Annotated in this window: 18 protein-coding genes; 15 read left to right on the top strand and 3 right to left on the bottom strand. The window is 57.1% G+C overall.

The genetic code is table 11. The annotated features are described in order from the left end of the window. Positions 1 to 15: 15 nt before the first annotated feature. From EOA33_RS00685 to EOA33_RS00630, 13 genes are all read left to right on the top strand, one after another. Positions 16 to 1,269: a methylaspartate ammonia-lyase gene (locus EOA33_RS00685; protein ID WP_126080667.1), complete on the top strand. Its 1,254-nt coding sequence runs from the start codon at positions 16 to 18 to the stop codon at positions 1,267 to 1,269. 15 nt (positions 1,270 to 1,284) lie between these two features. After that, entirely contained in the window at positions 1,285 to 2,436 is a 1,152-nt protein-coding gene (locus EOA33_RS00680) for a CaiB/BaiF CoA-transferase family protein (protein WP_126080668.1), read from the top strand. Positions 2,437 to 2,572: 136 nt separating this feature from the next. After that, on the top strand, positions 2,573 to 3,484 hold the full coding sequence (locus EOA33_RS00675) for a CoA ester lyase (protein ID WP_126080669.1): 912 nt from the start codon (positions 2,573 to 2,575) through the stop codon (positions 3,482 to 3,484). Positions 3,485 to 3,617: 133 nt separating this feature from the next. Beyond that, positions 3,618 to 4,544, top strand: a complete 927-nt coding sequence (locus EOA33_RS00670; RefSeq protein ID WP_126080670.1) for a LysR family transcriptional regulator — start codon at positions 3,618 to 3,620, stop codon at positions 4,542 to 4,544. 195 nt (positions 4,545 to 4,739) lie between these two features. Further along, a complete protein-coding gene (locus tag EOA33_RS00665) occupies positions 4,740 to 6,173 on the top strand; it encodes an NAD-dependent succinate-semialdehyde dehydrogenase (RefSeq protein ID WP_126087044.1) in 1,434 nt (477 codons plus the stop codon). A 6-nt stretch (positions 6,174 to 6,179) separates the two neighbouring features. After that, positions 6,180 to 7,724 carry a fumarate hydratase gene (locus tag EOA33_RS00660; RefSeq protein ID WP_126080671.1) on the top strand — a complete coding sequence of 515 codons (1,545 nt, stop codon included), beginning with the start codon at positions 6,180 to 6,182 and terminating at the stop codon, positions 7,722 to 7,724. Positions 7,725 to 8,226: 502 nt separating this feature from the next. Next, a complete protein-coding gene (locus tag EOA33_RS00655) occupies positions 8,227 to 8,724 on the top strand; it encodes an Lrp/AsnC family transcriptional regulator (protein WP_126080672.1) in 498 nt (165 codons plus the stop codon). A gap of 808 nt (positions 8,725 to 9,532) precedes the next feature. After that, positions 9,533 to 10,120: a toll-Interleukin receptor gene (locus tag EOA33_RS00650; protein WP_167508689.1), complete on the top strand. Its 588-nt coding sequence runs from the start codon at positions 9,533 to 9,535 to the stop codon at positions 10,118 to 10,120. 17 nt (positions 10,121 to 10,137) lie between these two features. After that, on the top strand, positions 10,138 to 10,998 hold the full coding sequence (locus EOA33_RS00645) for a DUF4231 domain-containing protein (protein ID WP_126087045.1): 861 nt from the start codon (positions 10,138 to 10,140) through the stop codon (positions 10,996 to 10,998). Positions 10,999 to 11,007: 9 nt separating this feature from the next. Then, positions 11,008 to 11,514, top strand: a complete 507-nt coding sequence (locus tag EOA33_RS00640; protein ID WP_126080675.1) for a TIR domain-containing protein — start codon at positions 11,008 to 11,010, stop codon at positions 11,512 to 11,514. A 676-nt stretch (positions 11,515 to 12,190) separates the two neighbouring features. Further along, positions 12,191 to 12,367 carry a hypothetical protein gene (locus tag EOA33_RS38795; RefSeq protein ID WP_164781893.1) on the top strand — a complete coding sequence of 59 codons (177 nt, stop codon included), beginning with the start codon at positions 12,191 to 12,193 and terminating at the stop codon, positions 12,365 to 12,367. Between the two features lie 239 nt (positions 12,368 to 12,606). Next, the gene (locus EOA33_RS00635; protein ID WP_063169303.1) at positions 12,607 to 14,013 is read left to right on the top strand and encodes an aminotransferase; all 1,407 of its coding nucleotides are present in this window, start codon (positions 12,607 to 12,609) and stop codon (positions 14,011 to 14,013) included. 870 nt (positions 14,014 to 14,883) lie between these two features. Continuing rightward, positions 14,884 to 15,621 (top strand): LuxR family transcriptional regulator, encoded by a 738-nt coding sequence (locus EOA33_RS00630; protein ID WP_082826574.1) that lies wholly within the window; start codon positions 14,884 to 14,886, stop codon positions 15,619 to 15,621. A gap of 175 nt (positions 15,622 to 15,796) precedes the next feature. Here the strand turns inward: EOA33_RS00630 and EOA33_RS00625 are convergent, their stop codons facing one another. Together EOA33_RS00625 and EOA33_RS00620 are read right to left on the bottom strand one after the other, a co-directional pair. Further along, positions 15,797 to 16,753 carry an IS481 family transposase gene (locus tag EOA33_RS00625; RefSeq protein ID WP_127404723.1) on the bottom strand — a complete coding sequence of 319 codons (957 nt, stop codon included), beginning with the start codon at positions 16,751 to 16,753 and terminating at the stop codon, positions 15,797 to 15,799. 438 nt (positions 16,754 to 17,191) lie between these two features. Beyond that, positions 17,192 to 17,473: a DUF2285 domain-containing protein gene (locus EOA33_RS00620; RefSeq protein WP_063169301.1), complete on the bottom strand. Its 282-nt coding sequence runs from the start codon at positions 17,471 to 17,473 to the stop codon at positions 17,192 to 17,194. Between the two features lie 115 nt (positions 17,474 to 17,588). On the opposite strand from EOA33_RS00620, the gene EOA33_RS00615 reads away from it, so the two are divergent. Next, positions 17,589 to 17,822 (top strand): helix-turn-helix transcriptional regulator, encoded by a 234-nt coding sequence (locus EOA33_RS00615; RefSeq protein WP_082826573.1) that lies wholly within the window; start codon positions 17,589 to 17,591, stop codon positions 17,820 to 17,822. A 438-nt stretch (positions 17,823 to 18,260) separates the two neighbouring features. On the opposite strand, the gene EOA33_RS00610 is transcribed toward EOA33_RS00615, so the two are convergent. Next, positions 18,261 to 18,527, bottom strand: coding sequence for a DUF2285 domain-containing protein (locus EOA33_RS00610; protein ID WP_063169299.1), 267 nt, complete (start codon positions 18,525 to 18,527; stop codon positions 18,261 to 18,263). 109 nt (positions 18,528 to 18,636) lie between these two features. Between EOA33_RS00610 and EOA33_RS00605 the strand changes: the two genes are divergently transcribed. Continuing rightward, positions 18,637 to 18,855 carry a helix-turn-helix transcriptional regulator gene (locus tag EOA33_RS00605; protein WP_029354714.1) on the top strand — a complete coding sequence of 73 codons (219 nt, stop codon included), beginning with the start codon at positions 18,637 to 18,639 and terminating at the stop codon, positions 18,853 to 18,855. Positions 18,856 to 19,423: the final 568 nt, after the last annotated feature.

The following is a 19,423-nucleotide window of genomic DNA, read 5'->3' as shown; positions in this document are numbered from 1 at the left end:
ATCGAGCGAAGTGAAATGCAGATCAAAGACGTCCTCCTTGCGCCTGGCAATGGCGCTTTTTTCTATGACGATCAGGGTGCCATCAGGGCCGGCGCGCCCCAGGACGGTTTCGTCTATAGCGGCGAGGCGACAGCGATTGGGTTCACGTCCATCCGCGTTCCGGCATCTTCGCTCAGCATCGGGCTTGCTCTCACCGACGGGGCCGTGGTTTGGGGTGACATGATGAGCGTTCAATATTCTGGTGCTGGAGGACGAGATCCTTTGTTTGAGAGTGCTCAAATCTCGGAGTTAACCTCGCGTATAGTCGTGCCCCGGCTTCTCAATGTCGACGTATCTCGTTATCTCGATGCCTGTGCAAAGGTTTTTGAGCCTCTCCAGCACCAGCGGTTACCTCTCGCGATTGAGTATGGCGTTAGCCAGGCGCTCCTTCGCGCCTCGGCCCATCTTCAAAGTACCACGATGGCGGAAGTCGTTTGCAGTGAATTTAACCTGCCGCTGCCAATTCGCAGGGTTCCGATCTACTGCCAAAGCGGCGATGCTCGCGAAATCAACGTCGACAAAATGATCTTGAAAGCGGTAGATATACTTCCCCACGGCCTGATCAACTCACGGCAGAAATTCGGCGTCGAGGGCCAGGCCTTCATGGAGTTCGTGAAGTGGGTTGCGGCGCGGACGCGCGAAATTGGCCGCCCGGGGTATCATCCGGTGCTGCATTTCGATGTGTATGGCTGGATCGGCCAGGAAATCAGCCTGGAGCCGCAACTCATCGCCGACTTTATCTGCAGGGTCGCCGACGCTGTTCCGGGTTTCACCCTCAATGTCGAGTCCCCGGCGGATTTTGGTTCGACGCAAGCTCAAATTGAGAACTACGCCAAGATCGTATCAATTTTGGACAACCGGGGTTCCACCGCTCGCATTGTCGTGGACGAAAGGTGCAACACGCTCGAGGATATTCGGCTCTTTGCCGAAGCGAAGGCCGCGCATCTCATTCAAATCAAGACGCCTGATGTCGGCTCATTGGCTGACACGGCACGTGCAGTGCTCCTGTGTAAGGAGAACAAGGTAGGCGCGTACGTTGGAGGAAGCTGTACCGAGACAGATCTCTCTGCCCAGGCTTCCGTCCACATATCGATGGCGACCCAGGCAGACATGATGCTTGCGAAGCCTGGAATGGGAGTCGACGAGGCATTCTCGATCGTGGGCAATGAACAGAATCGGTTGCTTGCGATGCTGAATCGTCGTCGGGCTCAAAACGAAAATGTTGGATGAAGAGCGCGGTGTTGCATGCAGAACTCTCTTGAGGGGATCACTGTCGTAGCTGTGGAGCAGGCCGTTGCTGCACCGTATGCATCGTCTCGTCTTGCCGATGCAGGCGCCCGGGTGATCAAGGTTGAGAGGCCTGAGGGAGACTTTGCCCGGAAATACGATAAGTTGGTGCGGGGGCAAAGCGCCTATTTCGTTTGGCTCAACCGGGGTAAGGAGTCAGTATGCTTGGATTTGAGGTTGGAGGCGGACCGTGCTGTGCTGGACACGCTTGTTGCTGCTGCTGACGTCTTTATCCAGAATCTGAAGCCAGGCAGCATCGAAAAACTCGGCTTCGGATCTGCGGATCTGCGTCGCCGTTTTCCGCGGCTAATCACCTGCGACATTTCGGGATTTGGGGAGGGGGGGCCATTTTCTCACCTCAAGGCCTATGATCTCATCGTCCAAGCCGAAACCGGTCTGTGTGCGATCACCGGGACGCAACAGGGACCCGCCCGTGTGGGTGTGTCGGTTTGCGACATCTCGGCAGGCATGACGGCACATAGCGCCATACTTCAGGCGCTGTATCATCGCGAGGTCACTGGCGAAGGGGCTAGCATTCAGGTGTCCCTGTTCGATGCCGTCGCCGATTGGATGAACGTGCCGGTCCTGCAACACGACTACAGCAGCTACCACACGGTACGCGCGGGCGTGAAACACCCCTCGCTGGCGCCTTATGGCGCCTATCGCTGCGCCGATGGCAAGGACGTCATCTTTTCCGTGCAGAATGACCGGGAATGGGTGAATTTCTGCGAGAAATTCCTGAAGCGGCCTGAGCTCACGCGTGCACTTGGTTTCGCCGACAACATGGAGCGCCTCGGCCACCGTCCTCAACTTGATGAGATAATTGAGCTGCGGTTTTCCGAGCTGTCCTGCCACGAAGCGATGCAGGAGCTTGAGGCGGCCGGTTTGGCATATGGGCGACTGAACGAAGTGGCGGACATTTCAAAGCATCCACACGTTCGCAGGGTTGAGATTGGCACACCTGAAGGAACAGTAGAGACGATCGCCCCGGCGGCGATCTTCAACTCTGAGCGCCCCTCGCTGCGCCCAGTTCCGGGCCTTGGTGCGCATACGGAGGCTGTCCGCGAGGAGGTTCGAGCAGGTTTGCGCGCAAGAGCCGCGTCAGCATGAGCGTGCCTGTTGTCGGGAAGGAAGCGCGATCGCGATTCACAGAGTGCATGCCTAGTCCTGGCCCCTCTGGGTGCCACGGCCGCCCAGCAAACTCACTGACAGCGCCCACGCTAGAATCGACCGCAGAGGCGACTTCATGAATGACGCCGTTCAGGCCGTTGAAAGCCCGATGTCTGTTCCCCGCTGGAGATCTCTGCTCTTTGTTCCCGCTCATGTTCCGCGCTTTGTGGAGGCGGCTCATGAGCGCGGGGCAGATGGCGTCATACTCGACCTTGAGGACTCCGTTCCCCAGGATCAAAAAGGTGAGTCACGGCGCCAGCTTTCTGCATCCGTGGCAAAGGTGGGCCGCAGGGGCGCTTATGTTTTAGTTCGCGTGAATCGCGGTTTGCGTGCCTTGGCGGCCGATCTCGATGCAGCCGTAGTAGCGGGTGTTGATGCACTTGTCCTTCCGAAGACGGATTCGGCAGCGTGGGTAATAGAGATCGCAAATGCGGTATCGGAACTTGAACGAGAAAGAAATCTTGCGGTGGGTCGAATCCGGTTCCTTGCCTTGATCGAGACCCCGGCAGCATTACAAAGTCTCTCAGCCATTGCGTCGGCCCATCCCAGGATGGTTGCAATGGCGCTGGGTCCTGAAGACTTCAGTGCCTCCGTTGGCGGTGCCCCGGAACTCGACCTTCTTTTGACACCGAACCTTTCTGTTCTGTTTGCCGCTCGCGCCGCTGGCTTGCTACCGCTTGGTTTCATAGGAAGTATCAGCGAGTTCTCAGACAATGATAGACTTCGTGAGGCCGCGGCCCATGCGCGGCGGCTTGGCTTTACCGGGGCTTTGGCGATCCATCCAAATCAGGTTGCCATATTCAATGAGGCTTTCTCACCAAGCCCACAGGAACTCGAGTGGGCCCGTCGTGTCCTCGCGGCGGAAAAAGATGCGACGGCGCAAGGCAGAGGCGCGTTCGCATTGGACGGAAAGATGGTCGATCCACCGGTTATTCGAAGGGCCCGAGAAATCATCGCGACGGATCCGGGCGCCGAGTTGGCCGTTTGAGTCCTCAGCGGGTTGATCAACAAGACTGGGACGACGACAGCAAGCGTCAGCAGCTCGGCACAATTATTGCTGTCGTGCCATCACATTTTAAGATAGATTGCGTCAATTGCAGTCCGCCCTCGGAAGAGTACCCGTGGAAATCAGGCAGTTAAGATACTTCGTCGGCGTGGTCGAAGCAGGCAGTTTCACGAAGGCCGCTGGCTTTCTGAATGTCGCCCAGAGTGCGCTGAGTCTGCATGTACGCCAATTGGAGGAAGGCTTCGGCACTCAGCTGCTGATACGCGACAGAACCGGCGTGAGCGTGACGGCGTCAGGAGCCAAACTGCTCGAGCGGGCGCGGGCAATTCTCAAAGAAATTCGACTTACCGAGGTGGAATTGACCAACACAGCCGCTTCCCCTGCCGGGGAGGTGACTATTGGGATTCCGTCTGGAGCTGCTCGCGTCCTGAGCGGTCCGCTGCTTGAGGCGGTGAGACACGAACTGCCCAAGGTGTCCCTCAAGATGGTCGAGGGTATGACGGGACCGCTAGAGGAATGGATGGCGGCTGGACGCTTCAATCTGGCGGTTCTGTACCGCACAGCAGACAGTGTGGGGCGAATGACGGTGCTAGCGCGCGAAGACCTTTGTCTGGTGGTTCCGTCCGGCGAGCCACCGTTTGAAGATGCGATATCGCTGGTCGACCTGCATGAATTCCCCCTGGCGGTTCCCATGCGCAACAACAATGTCAGGCGTTCGGTGGCTGATGTCGTCGCACAACACGGTTGCGCGCTGGACGTCAGGTTTGAAGTGGACTCCCTCTCAACGATCATCAACATGGTCGTAGAGGGAAAAGCGCATTCTATTCTCGCCCCGTCTGCGGTTCAGAAAGAAGCCTCCCAAGGGCTGGTCCGGACTGTCAAGATCGTCGATCCGGTGATTACTCGGTCCGTGGTGCTCGCTGTAAATCCCAAAGATGAGCGTTCTGCGGCCGTTTCTGCGGTCTGCAAGCTCATTCCGAAGGTCGCCAGAAAATTGATTGAAATCCGGGACTGGGCGGCGGTGGCGCCTGAGGCGACCTGACAAACTAACCTGTAAAGCTGGGCATGATCTTTTGCGGCCATAAGGACCAGCCCGATCTGGATTCCAGATGGATTTCGGCAATATTCGATATTTGACCCGCCGCGACCATCGCGATGAAACTGGCTCAAGCGAGTTCAGCAGTTTCGATATCGAAACTGCGCTCGTATGCAAGAATTCAGTCAAGTGGAGCCCGTGATGTCCGACGCCAAGAGCTACGAGCTCTTCATTAATGGCAAATGGCGAGCCGGTGGTAGCCGAGCCACTTTGCCGGTGATCAACCCGGCGACGGAGAAGGTATTTGCCTCAGTGGCCTCGGCTACGGTTTCAGACTTGGATGAAGCTCTTGCCTCGGCAGAACGCAGCCGCAAGGCGTGGTCCTCACGACCCGCCAAAGAGCGTGGCGAGATCCTCGTCTCTGCCGCCAGCATTCTGGCAGAGAAAGCTGGCGCCGCAGCCAGGGACCTGTCGTCCGAACAGGGAAAGACGATTGCCGAAGCGACAGGAGAATACGCGCGCGCAGTCGAAACGCTGGAATGGAATGGCCGGCATGCCGATGAGTTGTCGGCCCCGATTCCGTTGGGCTCGAACAGGATGATAGCCCCCGAGCCGCTCGGTGTCGTCGCTGCATTTACGCCATGGAACTATCCGGCCGTTCTTATCGCCCGCAAGCTCGCCCCCGCGCTGGCGGCAGGCTGCCCGGTGATCCTCAAAGGGGCCGAGGAGACGCCAAGTGTGGCTGTCCATATCGTGGAATCTTTGCGTCAAGCAGGGATACCAGAAGGCGTGGTCAACCTGGTGTTCGGTGTTCCTGTGCATATATCGCGGCATCTGCTCAGTTCGCCAATTGTGAAAGTCTTGACGTTCACGGGGTCGACGGCTGTTGGAAAACAGCTAGCCACGCTGGCCGCGAATAATCTGCAGCGTTGCATCCTTGAGCTCGGTGGACATTCCCCGGTTATTGTGTGCGAAGATGCGGATCTGGCAAGGGCGATACCGGCTATTTCGGAATACAAATTCGAGTGCGCGGGCCAGAGCTGTAATGCGCCCAGCAGGATTCTTGTCGCCCGGTCCCGCTATGAGGAACTCCTGTTCCGGATGACGGAGGCGGTCCGAAGAATCAGGATCGGACCACCGGATGACCCTGCAACGCAAATGGGGCCAATGGCAAACGCGCGGCGAATAGAGGCCATGCAGCGCCTGACCAAGGATGCGGTAGAAGGCGGCGCCCGCATCGAGACCGGTGGCATCCCCCTTGACCGACCGGGGTTTTACTGGCCGCCAACCATCCTGACGGGCGTACCGAAGCAAGCGAGAGTGCTTCATGAAGAGCCGTTCGGACCGATTCTCACCGTGGCGCCTTTCGATACGATCGAAGAGGCGATCGAGGAAGCCAACGCCACCGAGTACGGTCTGGCCGCCTACTTGTTTACTGGCGCGGCCGATACGCAACAGAAGCTTATCAATGGTCTCTCTGCGGGCGCAGTTAGTGTGAATTACCTGAAAGGGGTTTCCGCGGATGCGCCTTATGGGGGCGTCAAGCAAAGCGGCTATGGATATGAAGGCGGCGAGCAGGGGGTGCGAAGCTTCCAGATTTTGAAAATGGTCAATGGCCTCGGTTCGTTTGGATAAAATCCGGTGGGAAACAGAACACGGACCATCGCAGGTCGCGACATCACAAGGAGCGTCGCCGACGCCCTTCAGTACATCTCGTACTATCATCCTCCAGATTATATCCGGTCTCTTTCTCACGCATACACGCGAGAACAGAGCCCGTCGGCGAAGAATGCCATAGGTCAGATTCTGCTGAACTCCCGCATGGCGGCCTTTGGGCGGCGCCCGATCTGTCAGGACACCGGACTTGTGGTTGTCTTCGCAAAGGTCGGCATGGATGCCCGCATTAAGTCAACAGCCAGTTTCGCTGATCTTGTGAATGAGGGCGTACGTCAAGCCTATCTCGATCCGGACAATCCCCTTCGGGCATCGATCGTTGCGGATCCCCTCGCTAGACGGGTCAACACCCGCGACAACACGCCGGCAGTTGTCCATGTCAACTTGGTGCAAGGTGACCAGATTGAGATCACTATCGCCGCAAAAGGCGGCGGGTCCGAGAACAAGGCACGTTTTACCACCCTTAATCCCAGCGCCTCCGTTTCCGACTGGGTGGTCAATACCGTTTCGACCCTGGGCAGCGGATGGTGTCCGCCTGGGCTGATCTCTGTTGGTATCGGTGGTAGCGCTGAAAAGGCGATGCTGCTGGCCAAGGAAGCCATGAACGAGCCCATCGATATGGCGGAACTAATCGCAAGGGGGGCGTCAAGCCCGGAAGAGGGACTGCGGATTGAGCTTTATGAGCGGATCAACGCGCTTGGCATCGGCGCCCAAGGGCTTGGTGGTCTGACGACAGTCGTTGACGTCAAGGTTGCGACCTATCCTACTCATGCGGCGTCCAAGCCTGTGGCGCTCATCCCGCAATGCGCCGCCAACCGGCACCTGAAGTTTACTTTGGACGGCTCTGGACCCATCAGGCTCCAGCCGCCCGATTTGCGCGAATGGCCCGACATCGGAGCCGACGAATTGAACCCAGCCGGCGTCCGGCGGGTCAATTTAGATACGCTGACGAAGGAAGAGACGGCATCGTGGCGCTGCGGTGAAACGCTCCTGCTGTCTGGAAAGATGCTGACGGGCCGTGACGCTGCCCACAAACGAATGGTCGAGCTGATCGATGCCGGCAAGCCGCTTCCGGTCGATCTGACGGGACGCGTGATCTACTATGTCGGTCCCGTCCGGGCAGTGAGGAATGAGGTCGTTGGACCCGCCGGTCCAACAACCTCCAGCCGCTTGGACGATTTTACGGACAAGGTGCTCGCCGAAACCGGCCTTTTTGCGATGATCGGCAAAGCGGAAAGGGGACCGGCGGCCATCGAGTCGATTATAAGACACAAAACGCCCTATCTTGCTGCAGTGGGTGGCGCTGCGTACCTGATTTCAAAATCGATTAAGAAGGCGCGGATCGTTGCCTTTGAAGACCTGGGCATGGAAGCCATCTATGAATTCGATGTGCAGGACATGCCTGTTATCATGGCCGTCGATGTTGAGGGAAACTCCATTCACAATTCCGGGCCTCTCGAGTGGCGTAGGCGTATGGCGGCCGACAGCATCGCACGCAACATCGGCGTTTGAATCTTCCCAGTTAGGCGATTTCGGCCAGACACCAGCGTCAAATTGTTGGGCACGCCGTACGACGAGCGGCATTTGCGGTGCCTTGCGCCTCGGCGAGCCGGACGAGCAAGGCCTTCAATTCACCCCAATAGCTGAATGTGCCACTGAATACTGCATTGAGTATGCCGTCCACGCGATCGAGGCTCGAATGCAGTCGCGCGTCTATCAAGTACGGTAGCGGGGATTCAAGAAAATGGGTTATCTATTTTATTTATCAGAAGGTCTCTGCCGCCGCCGACTTCCTCTCCAGCTGCACCATTGCCCGTTAGGCGCTGGGGCGATAGCCAAATTACTTCTGCAGCTTTTCTCAGCGGATCGCTCTCCTTAGCTGATTTTCATACCCATTCTAGCACATCTCGGGCCTGGAACGGATGCCTTCCACTGCTACATTCGGTCGTTTCAATGATAATAGAATTGATCGGCACACGGCGCGCTGTCGATCGCTGCTTGAGAGCAACAGGTTATGAAGTCGAAACCCGATCCCGTGCAACTCGACAGTTGGGACGTCCGGATTCTCTCCGAGATTCAGGCAGACGGTCGGATTTCAAAAAGTGAGCTTGCAAAACGAGTTCATCTTTCGGCGTCGGCCTGTTCGGAGCGGCTCCGAGCACTCAAGGCCGCAGGAATTATTGAGGGATTTTATGCGCGACTGAGTCCTGCACTCGTCGGCGGCATGATCTTTGTGATGGTAGAAGTCGTGCTGGATCGCCATCGTCTTGAGGACCAACGAGTCTTCGAAACTGCAATCCAAGAGATTCCGGAAATCCTGGACTGCTGGGCAATTGGGGGGCGCGTGGATTATTTGATGCGGGTCGCATCTCGTTCTATGGCCGCCTATCAGGATTTCATGGAGGGACTGCTGCAGGCAGGCTTGGGGATTGATCAATACTATAGCCTTGTCGTCACGAAACCAGTGAAGTCCAATTCACCGATACCTTTGTCCGCCCTGAGGCAACGGTGAAAGCGAAAGTTTAAGTTTCAACGGCGTTTGGCACGGATCCCGTAGATTCGTCGGCAAAAGGCGCCCATTCCGACGAAACTCAAGGGACATTTGCGGTATACTAATTGCTGGAAAAAGGTGGCCGAGCGCTATCCGCCAGTTGATGGCGAGGAAGGACGATGCGCTTGAGCAATCTGGAACCGATCATTCCAGGAGACGGATCGAAGCAGCCATCGGACGCACTTGGCCAGCACGGTTACGGCGAGAAGCCAAACCGGATCGTGCCTGGTTGAGGAGGCGTCCATATCTAAGATGCGAAGTGCCGAAAAAATGCCTCTACCGCTACTTCAAGGGGGGAACTTTCGCCCTGGATTGGCGATCAGTGGCGATTGAGCTTAGTCGCGGTCAGCGCATCCGTGTGGGGGGGGCGAAATCTACAGCGAGGGTTTGGCAAGCCGACGGGTAGCGGGAGTGCAAGCTGGCCCGCTCGGCCCTGGCGACCAACCCGGCCCTCGACGCCTGCGGACATTCGGAGATCGCTCCATCGCGTTTTTACGTCGTAAGTTCGTTGCTGATCGAGATTAGGAGATCGTCTGTCCTGTTTGACATCGCTGGTCTCGCAGCCTTCTAAGCGAGGAGCATGGCTGTGCCGGGGTCGCGTAGGTGGGTGACAAGGCCGGTCACTCCTGCCAGCCGACGTGGTCTTTGAGAAGGTGGAGGTTGCGCTACCGGCTGGAGAGCATGGTGCCAGTTTTCACAAGACAAGGGTCGCTTAATCGAATGGGCGTCAAGTTCATAGATTGCGAACAGATCATGGGGGATTTGAATAGTGCTACTGACCGAGGCAGAGCTGAAAAGAGTTGCGAATGCCAGTCGAGGACATAGAGCCGCATCGATCGTTCTAAAGGAAGAGACGGCCGCAGCTACAGCCAGATCTTCATTCGACGTTTTTCTGTCACATTCTTTCAAGGACGCAGAGATCATTCTCGGTGTGAAGCGAATTTTCGAGGAGCTTGGGTTCACTGCTTACGTAGATTGGGTCGAAGATTCACAACTGGACCGCACAAAGGTCTCCTCGGCCACCGCCGAGTTGCTGCGGACCCGTATGAGGCAGTCAAAGACGCTAATCTATGTGCATTCAAACAATTCTCCAGAATCCAGATGGATGCCTTGGGAGCTTGGCTTTTTCGATGGGTTTCGGACCGCGGTAGCGGTTCTGCCCGTGGCAAAAAATTCTTCGGAAACATTCTCCGGGCAAGAATTTTTGGGCCTATACCCTTACATTGATGGGACAGGACCTGCATTCCTGTTTATGAACAGAGGGACCGCGCCTCGCTCAAGAATAGGCTCTGTAAGCTCGACTGCTAACCTCACGTTTGCCAAATCCTGGCTTAAAGAATTTACCGCCACAAAATAGACTGGTGTGCTTCAAAAATGAAATATCCTGGACTCTATAATAGCGCCGACGTGGCATCCAACGAGCAGCAGGCGACGTTTCTCCGCCTGATCCGGGCAGAGTACGTTCTTCTTTTTTTAGCGTCGGTGCTCTCTTTGGACTTGTCGCCATCAAAAGCCTATTTCGGTGTCTATGCTGCGGTATTTCTTTGCTCAATGGGAGTCCTCATTTTCCGGTCGGTCACAAAGCCCGAGCAGGTCTGGTATCAGGCTCGAGCTCTTGCAGAGTCGGTGAAGACATTGACTTGGCGCTTCGCGATGCGAGCACAGCCGTTCGATGACGCGCGCGCCGCTGACGCCAGAGCTGATTTTCGAAAGCTCATGGAAGGTATCCTTGATAGCAATCGTCACCTTGGTAGCGCGTTGAGCGGCACCGATTCAGCATCCCCCCAAACAACCGACCAGATGATGTCGATAAGGGACTCCCCGCTAAAAGAAAGAAAAGACATATATCTGCAGAGACGAATCTGCGACCAGCGGAAGTGGTACGAGAAGAAGGCGCGCTCGAACAAGAGGTCCGCGAAAGTCTGGATGGGCCTTGGTATTTTTGCATACGCTCTGGGATTCTCGTTCATCGTAGTACGCATCGCTGACCCCGCGATGCCTGGCTGGCCGACCGAGCCGCTAATTGTCATCGCCGCCTCGCTTATCGGGTGGACCCAGATCAAGAAATTTAACGAATTGGCATCGGCTTACACGTTGACAGCTCACGAGATCGGCTTGACTGCCGACCTTATTACGGACGCCAACTCGGATGAGGCATTCTCCGCCGCGGTGAACGAAGCCGAACTGGCTTTCTCACGGGAGCACACCCAGTGGGTTGCTCGTCAAAACAACTAAGAGACAACAATGGCATACAGCGATCCGACCTATGTAATATTTGACGGCGATGAAGACGCTTGGGCATACCGCTTTATGAAAGGGTGGAATGCCAGCGAGAATGTGAGTTTTGAATTCGCGAACGCTCACGATCTGGACAATATGACGAGCCGAGCACAGGACGAAGATTATGTTAAACGCAATCTTCGCAACAGAATGAATGGATCGAGCCAGGTACTTGTCCTGATCGGTGAGAAAACGAAAAACCTTTTTCGCTTCGTGCGCTGGGAAATGGAATTGGCCCTTGATCTAGGTCTGCCGATAATCGCAGCAAACCTTAACGGCTCGCGGCAACAAGATGCGAGCTGTCCGCCTATCATCAGGGACAAATGTGTTGTGCACGTGCCGTTCAAGATGAAGGCCATCAAGCACGCGCTAGCCAATTGGCCCAGCGAATTTCATCGGCTTTCAAACGCTCAGCGTGGCGATGGCGCCAGGAGCTATGGCGAAAGCACCTATCGCGATCTCGGCTTATAATCGCCCACCTAAAAGCACTTAGCCGCCAAAACATCCTCGCCATCCGCTGGCGGCGACTAGCCTTAGCAACGTCCCCCAGCGTGTTCCGAGCTTGCCGAGCGATGATAAGAAGAGACGTCCGATTTGCTGAGTTTGGCTGAAAGCTGCAGGTCATGTGCAACCTATTAGAGGAGCCCCGCTCGAAGCGTCGGATCGTCAGACAAGATCATGTCGCGCGAGGGCGCTGGTTTCGCGAGGAAAAGGAGCGGCTGTTCGATGTTTGAGGCTTGATCCAGCGTTTCGAGACTGCACGAGCGGCCAGCATTGATGGAGGCAGCTTTTCAGGCCGCGCAATTCTGTCGGCTCGCCCCCTCCTGCGAGCCGCAGCTCGGCTCGCCCTGCGCAGCAACCACGAATTTGCGATCGCAAGAAAGGCAACACGCTCACGATAGAACTTGGCGGCGCTGGTCGGCTGCGAATCAAGATGTCAATGGCAAGGAGCTCTCGCCGCGCGTCTTTGCCGGGCCGAACCTTCTGGCTATGCTCCTTCGAGAAGTCTGCCGAGCACCAGCCGCCGCACCGCCAAAGCGATCAATATGCGCGAGGGCACGACCTCAGCCTCTCAGCGCTGGCCAACCAGGTTGGAGCCTGTGCCGCGGCACGGAACCCGCTGCCTGCTGATCGAGGCGAATGTGCTTTGCCCCTGATCACCTGCATTACCACCCTTGGGAACGGCAAGACCGATCCGGACCGTCAGAATGTAAGGGATGACCGGCAGTTCGGCGGAACATGGCCGCCGGCGCTCTATCGTGCCTCGCGCGGCCGGCGGGAACAGCGTCCCGAGCGCTATTCATCCGTCAATATCGCCCGCTAATCGGGCACTATGCTGGGCGCATGCGCGTCGTAAGCTGTTCGTGTTTGCATGACGCGCCCCCGACCCTCGGCTAAGGCGAACGTGACGCCTTAGTTTTCACGGCAATTCGGGCCGATCCCGCGAATTTCACGGCGAATAACCTGCATTCCCGAGAAACTCAAGGGACGTTTCCGGTATGCTATTTGCTAAACAGGTGGCTGGCCGAGTGCCCTCCGCCAATTTATCGCGAGGAGAGGGACATGCGCTTGAGCAATCTGGGAACCGAGCAACTCCGGGAGAAGGATAGAAGCTTCGTCTTCCATCCTTCTACGCATTTGGCTAAGCACAGCCGAGGCGAAACGCCAAATAGGATTATGGCCGGTGCGGAAGGCGTCTATATCTGGGACACCGAAGGCCGAAGGAGCCTCGACGGTTTCGGAGGACTCTACTGCGTCAACATGGGATATGGATGCACGGAGATCGCCGAGGCCATTGCCAGGCAAGCACACGAATTGCCGTTCGCACACGTCTATGCCAGCCAAGGTACGGAGCCGGTCGCCCTGTTGGCAGAGGCCGTGGTCGAGTATTTCGGTCAGAACATGCGAAGGGTCTATTTCGGCCTCTCCGGTTCCGATGCCAACGAAACCAACATCAAGCTGGTCTGGTACTATAATAACATTCTTGGCCGGCCCGAAAAGAAAAAGATCATCTCGCGAAATCGCGGCTATCACGGGTCTGGATTGGTCACGGGTAGCCTAACTGGCCTTCCCTTCTTTCACAATTTCTTCGACCTGCCTCTGGATTTGGTGCGCCATACAACCACGCCGCACTATTACCGCCAGGCGCGTGTCGAGGAGAGCGAGGAAGCGTTCTCCCGGCGCTGTGCCGATGAGCTTGAAGCCTTGATCCTGGCCGAAGGACCGGAAACGGTTGCAGCTTTTATCGGAGAGCCGGTACTTGGGACAGGAGGTATTGTGCCGCCCCCCAAAGGGTACTGGACGTCCATTCAAGCGGTGCTCGACAAATACGATATCCTTCTAATCGCGGATGAAGTGGTCTGTGGCTTCGCGCGAACCGGCGAGAAGTTCGGTTCCCACCTGTATAACATGCGTCCGGATTTCGTGACCATCGCAAAGGGTTTGAGTTCCGCCTACCTCCCCATCTCCGGGTCAATCATTGGCGACCGTGTCTGGTCGGTTTTGGAACAAGGAACTGAGAAGCACGGCGCACTCGGCCACGGCTGGACATATTCGGGGCACACGCTTTGTGCCGCAGCCGCGCTCGCCAATATTCGACTGCTTAAAGAAAAAAATATTCTGGAGCATGTCCGCGATGTTGGACCGTATTGGCAAGACCGGATGAAGGCCGAGCTGGCGGGACATCCCATCGTTGGTGAAGTTCGCGGAGTGGGTATCCTGTCGGCCGTGGAGATGATGCGGGACCCAAAACAAAGGATACCATTCGAACCCGACCTTCAGGTCGGGGTGCGCACTGCAGCTGCTCTGTTTGAGAATGGCGTCATCGGACGGGCCATGCCGCATGGCGACATCCTCGGTTATGCCCCCCCCCTGATCATTACCCGAAAAGAGATCGACATCATTGTCGACGCGACGGTAAAGTCGGTCGATACCACCTATCGCGCGCTGAAGGCCGAGGGTGCCGTATGATTTTGCGATCGCGAAGGAGCGAGTCCGGAGGCAGGCATGTCCCTGCGCGCTACTGCGCCGAGCAGACCCAAAACTGTTGAATTCCAGATATCTGATCTTGAGCATGCTCCGGGCTATTTCAGTCACGATTTGTAACCGAATCAGTTCTGCCGCCGCTGTCCTGTTGCCCAACGACCAGGACCTCTGTGCGGCGCGCCCTGCGGGTGTACCTCCCCGCCGGCAGGGCGCCCTTTTTGACCCACGTAATCAGTATCATTATGGCCCGTGCGGGATCGAGGGTCTGGTAAAGGTCATCTGCACGTTCCGATGCAGATTGAGCTTAGACGTGCCCTTTACATCATTGCAGCGGGCCATAATCATTGCGGTGAATTTTATCACGTCAGGTATATAGAAGGACGATACTCACACGCCACCCCGTTCACAAGGAAAGGCATTTTAATATTGTTGAGACGATTTGCCTATCAAAGAAAAGAAAGCATCGCAACACTTCTTTGCGGATCACGGCGCCCCGGGTGGGGGATGAGCGGCTATCCGAATTGTTATGCTAATGCCGACCCAAATTCCTGCAAAAGCTGGGGTCAATGATGGCTTTTGGTCAGCGCAGGATGATTTCTCCTGATTTGGTCGGTGCAGGGGCGGTCATGATTTAATGCATGGAGATTCTCTGATTGAGCTGTTGAGATCATGAGGCGTCTGCCAGACGCCCATCGGGTGAGCCCAGCATGATTGGGATGACCGACGAAGATCGAAAGTGTGGCAGCATTCTGGAGCCCGGTCAGCCCAGCGACGCCCGCGAATTCAATCACGTTTGTCGGGACATACACGACGCAGCCGGAAGGCGTGCAGAAAGAGGAAGAATCGAGCGCGACGATGACGAGGCACATGCCACTTGTTTTCGAGACATTCCTTGAAAGACTGTCACAGAGTATCGATGAGGCAGATTTCCGGGATGCCATGGCTGAGGCGGCCGGACGACTTGACCTAATCTTCTTTGCCTACCTCTCCTTGCCAGCACGGCCTTCCGGCAAACCGAGGTTAATTTCAAACTATCCACCCCGCTGGACCAGACAGTATCTGGAAAATCAGTATGAGAAACTCGATCCTGTGGTCTTGCGTGCTCGAAATGGCGGCTGCCCGTTTCACTGGGGATCGAATTTGGGAGGCGATAAAATGTCGCCGGCTCAACAGCAGCTATTCGATGAGGCGGCTCAATTCAGCATCTGCTGCGGTTTGACGATCCCAATTGTCGATCTCCGCGGCCGCATCGCTGCGGTTACTTTTGCCGCCGATGAGCCTCGTCCAGTATTTCTTCGGGTCGCTGAGCGGTACGAACAAGCTCTTCAACTGATGGCGGCCTGCTTTCATCGTTGCGTTCGCCGCAAATTGCCGAGCGATCGAACAGTGGATGGGGTTTCGCTGACATCCCGCGAATATGAGTGCCTGAGGTGGGCAGCGCGGGGTAATTCAGCCTGGGTGACCGGCCGCATCTTGGGTATCAAGCCACGCACGATCGCTTTTCATTTGGACAATGCCAAGAAGAAGCTAGGCGTGCGAACCCAAAATCAGGCTATAGCCCTTTTGGGGTCCGAAGGGTCCTCAATTGTCTGAGAAGCTTTTTGATCCCCTTGTGCTCGGGCCATTCGATCGCGCGCTTTGTATCGAGCGTTGACTGGATGCCGAGATCTTCTGTTCCGCCGGCTCGGGCGATGCAGCCGTATTCTTCCAGTCCGCGCCGGTGATCATAGTCTATGGGTGCTCGAGCGGGTGTGTCGTCGCTGACGAGCTAGTTGTGGAGCCTCAACAGGTTGTCCTCGGTTAGAGCGAGGCGACTGATAGGTGTTTTGGACTTTAGGCTCCCGTGGGGACGGTGCCAATTGTATCTGTGCAGCCAGACCGGCAACTCTGCGGCGCGGTGATCTGAAGTCGGATAAGCGATGGCATAAGCCCATTCGCGCAGTGCTGTCTGGATGAAGCGCTCGGCCTTGCCATTGGTCTTGGGTGTATAGGGTCTTGTCCTGACGTGCTTGAGGCCGAGATCGCGGCAGGCCTTGGCGAAGGCCTTTGATCTGTAGCAGGAGCCGTTGTCGGTCATGACGCGGGCTATCGTGACGCCGAGGCTGGCGTAGTAGGCCACCGCCGCCTTGAGGAAGGCGATGGCGCTTTCTTTTTTCTCGTCGGGCAGGATCTGCGAGAAGGCGATGCGGGAGGCGTCGTCGATGCAGACATGGACGAACTCCCAACTGCTGCCGCGCGAGCTGGCATTGCCGGTGCGCTTGCCGGTAATGCGATGACCGATGCGCTCGAAACGACCGAGCTTCTTGATATCGATATGGATCATCTCGCCAGGATGCTCGCGCTCGTAGCGTCGGATCGGCTCGGCCGGTTCGATATCCCGCAACCGCGACAGTCCGGCACGCTTGAGAACCCGGCTAACGGTGGCGGGCGAGACGCCGACCTCATGGGCGATGTGCTTGCCGGTCCAACGTTGCCGCCGCAGCGCCATGATGCGCTCGGCGATCAACGCAGCGGTGGCCTGCGGCATATTGGCGGGCCGCGAGGAAAGGTCGATCATGCCGGCCCGCCCTTCGGACTTGTAGCGCTCGACCCAGCGCGCCACGATCTTGGCCGACACGCCGTAGACACGCGCCGCATGGGCTTTGGAGAAAGCGCCTTCTATCACCGACAGCGCCATCTCCTCTCGACGCAGCGGTGTGAGACGGGCATTCTTATGGATGTTCATTCGGACCCTCCGGTGAGTGCTGAAGCTTGGTAACTCCAGTCTCCCCGGTCCGGTCCGAATGGACAACCTCCCGAAAGCTCACAGCTAGTCGTGCGGTTATATAGTTTCCGAGGATGGCCCGCTTGCATACCTGCCTGCCGGTAATCTCTAACCCTTGACTTAGGGCGATGGCTATCGGTTATGCGGCTTGAAAGCGAAGAGGTGGACCCTTCGTCGAGCGCCGGTACGATATGGAGTGCTGCTCCGGGCTAATACCCATCCAGACAGAGCGGAACCTTCTATCACGTCAGACGCTCGGACAGTTGCCAAACCCCGATTTCCTGGGAACTGAATTGTGCTCGCCACCGGGTCCATTTTGCCGGCGCGTCTGTGGTGCAGGCCCCGATCAGCCTGACCAATGGCACAGGAACGCTTCTATGACCGAGCACTGCGAATTTGTCAGCTGGCGAACAATTCCTTGTAGCCGCTCGTCACCATCCAGTTCGCACGGTCGAGATGACTACGAAGCGCCTTCCTGGCGCGCTCCGGTTCAAGTGCCGGATCAATGCCGAGGATCAGTTGGGCCATTTCCTCTTCGGGCGCCTCATCGGCTGAGGCGTCCAGGAGCCTCATATAGATGGTAAAGTGCGCCCTGTCGTAGGCGGTAAGACGGTCAGACCAAGGGACTTCGTCGAGCAGTGTTGAGCTTTGAGTCCTATCTGTTCCCGTTGATTGATTCATGTCTGCCGCGAACCTCGCATGTTGATCGCTGGATCCAAGGCAGAATATCCCAAAATGGGATAATCCGAAACGGGGATTAGTCGCTGAGCCGGTCTCTACCTGCCGGTTCACCTAAATGCCCAAATCTCTTCGATCTCCCCGCCACCAGCGGTTTCTGGCCCAGTTGATCTCACTGCGCAATGTCAAAGGGCTGACGCAGGCGCAGGTGGCTGAGAAGCTTGGTCGTCCGCAATCTTTCGTGGCGAAATATGAGGGTGGCGAACGGCGTCTCGATGTCATTGAGTTTCTCGACGTAACTGCGGCCCTCGATGCTGATCCGTGTGAGATTCTGTTGAGCCTGCGCACGTAGTGGGCGCCCGCGCCCATCACCGCGCGTGCCGTGTGCCGGTGGGTCGAGCCCCGCTTTTCTTGGCTCTGGCGTCTCGACCATTCCGCTGCGCCTCCTAGCGCGTCGTTAGACTCTCGCAATTCGCTCTGTTTTGTGCCTTTCTCAGCAGGTGGCGCCGCATCCTTCTAGGCCCGCCGCGGCGTCCCGCAACCCTTAGCCAGCTGTGAGCTTTCAGTAGGTTGTCCATCCGGCCCTTCGGATGCGGTGCGGCTCAGACGGCGGACCCGTTCCTGTCATGATTCGCCGCCGCACCCATTCCTGGGAAGCAGCCATTGGCGAGCGGAGGACAAAATGATGAGACAGCGAAGCGCTGGGCCATCCGCGCTGTGGTGATACGTCGATGCATGGCGGTTGCGCGACTTCGTTGCTTGAAGCGAAGCGACCGCACCGCCCATTTCGTCAACTGGCGAACAAATCCTTGTAGCCGCTCGTCACCACCCAGTTTGCACGGTCGAGATGACTGCGAAGAACGTTGCGTGCGCGCTCAGGTTCGCGTGCCGGATCAATGCCGAGGATCACTTTGGCCATTTCCTCTTCAGTGGCGTTGTCGGCCGAGGCGTCCAGGAGCCTCATATAGGTTGTAAAGTGGTCCTTGTCGTAGGCTGTAATGCGGTCCGACCAGGGGACCTCGTCGGCGAACGGCGTGTTCGATCTGGGCTGCAACATCGCTAATTCTATCTCCGGCCAATGGACCCGCGAAGCCCTGTGCCTGCTAAATGTGGATTACATATTATAGTTGATAAACTCAAGCCGCCTGATCCGCTGGCTTGCGTGCATGGATATGCGCAAGTTGGTCGGACGGAATGTGCAGAGGATCAGGCAAAGGAAGCGCCTGACGCAGGAGCAGCTTGCGGAGATTTCCGGGTTCAGTCAGCAGTACATCAGCGGCTTGGAGAAAGGCCGAAGAAATCCGACAATTATCACGATCTATGAACTGGCATTGGCCCTCGGCGTCAGCCACATGGATCTGGTTCGGCCCGACAAACAGGCATGATACACCCGCCCTCCAAGTAGCTGGCCGCCTGATGGCGCGCGCCGGGTGCTCGTGAACCCAGGCTTTTCTTAGGGTCCCCCGGCAGCCCCTGCCATTTGGCTCGCCCTGGCCCGGCGCACCCTATTGGACAGTCGGCCGCTGCGGTTTTTGTCAGCCTTTCCTGGGGCGGTCGGCATTGCCTTTTAGGCCCGCCGCGGCCTCCCGCAACCTTCGCTCTCGCTTCAGGTCCTTCTCTTGGTTACGATCCTTCGGATGCGGTTCGCCTCTTTCAGCGGGCCTAATCGCTTTCTGCCGCCCACCCCACGGGGACAGCCACGCGAGACTAGTATGGAGCGTTGCGGTTAGCGCACGAACAGCAAAGGAACTGAAAAAACAGGCAACTGTCGAAGCATGGCTGAACCAGCCATCGTGTCGGCATCTTGGAGCCGCGTGTTCGCCTTGAGGCCCTGCCGGTAGGATCCCTGCAGTTGAAGTCATTGTCGGCATTCTGACAACAATGGACATGAACCGCCGAACTATCAAGGCGACCAGGTTGTTGTCTAGCAATGGTTTTCCGAATCGGCACGGC

This window comes from Mesorhizobium sp. M4A.F.Ca.ET.050.02.1.1, from assembly GCF_003997725.1.
Taxonomy (GTDB): domain Bacteria; phylum Pseudomonadota; class Alphaproteobacteria; order Rhizobiales; family Rhizobiaceae; genus Mesorhizobium.
The sequence above is the reverse complement of the archived record's forward strand: the minus strand, read 5'-3'. Positions and strand labels throughout refer to the sequence as shown.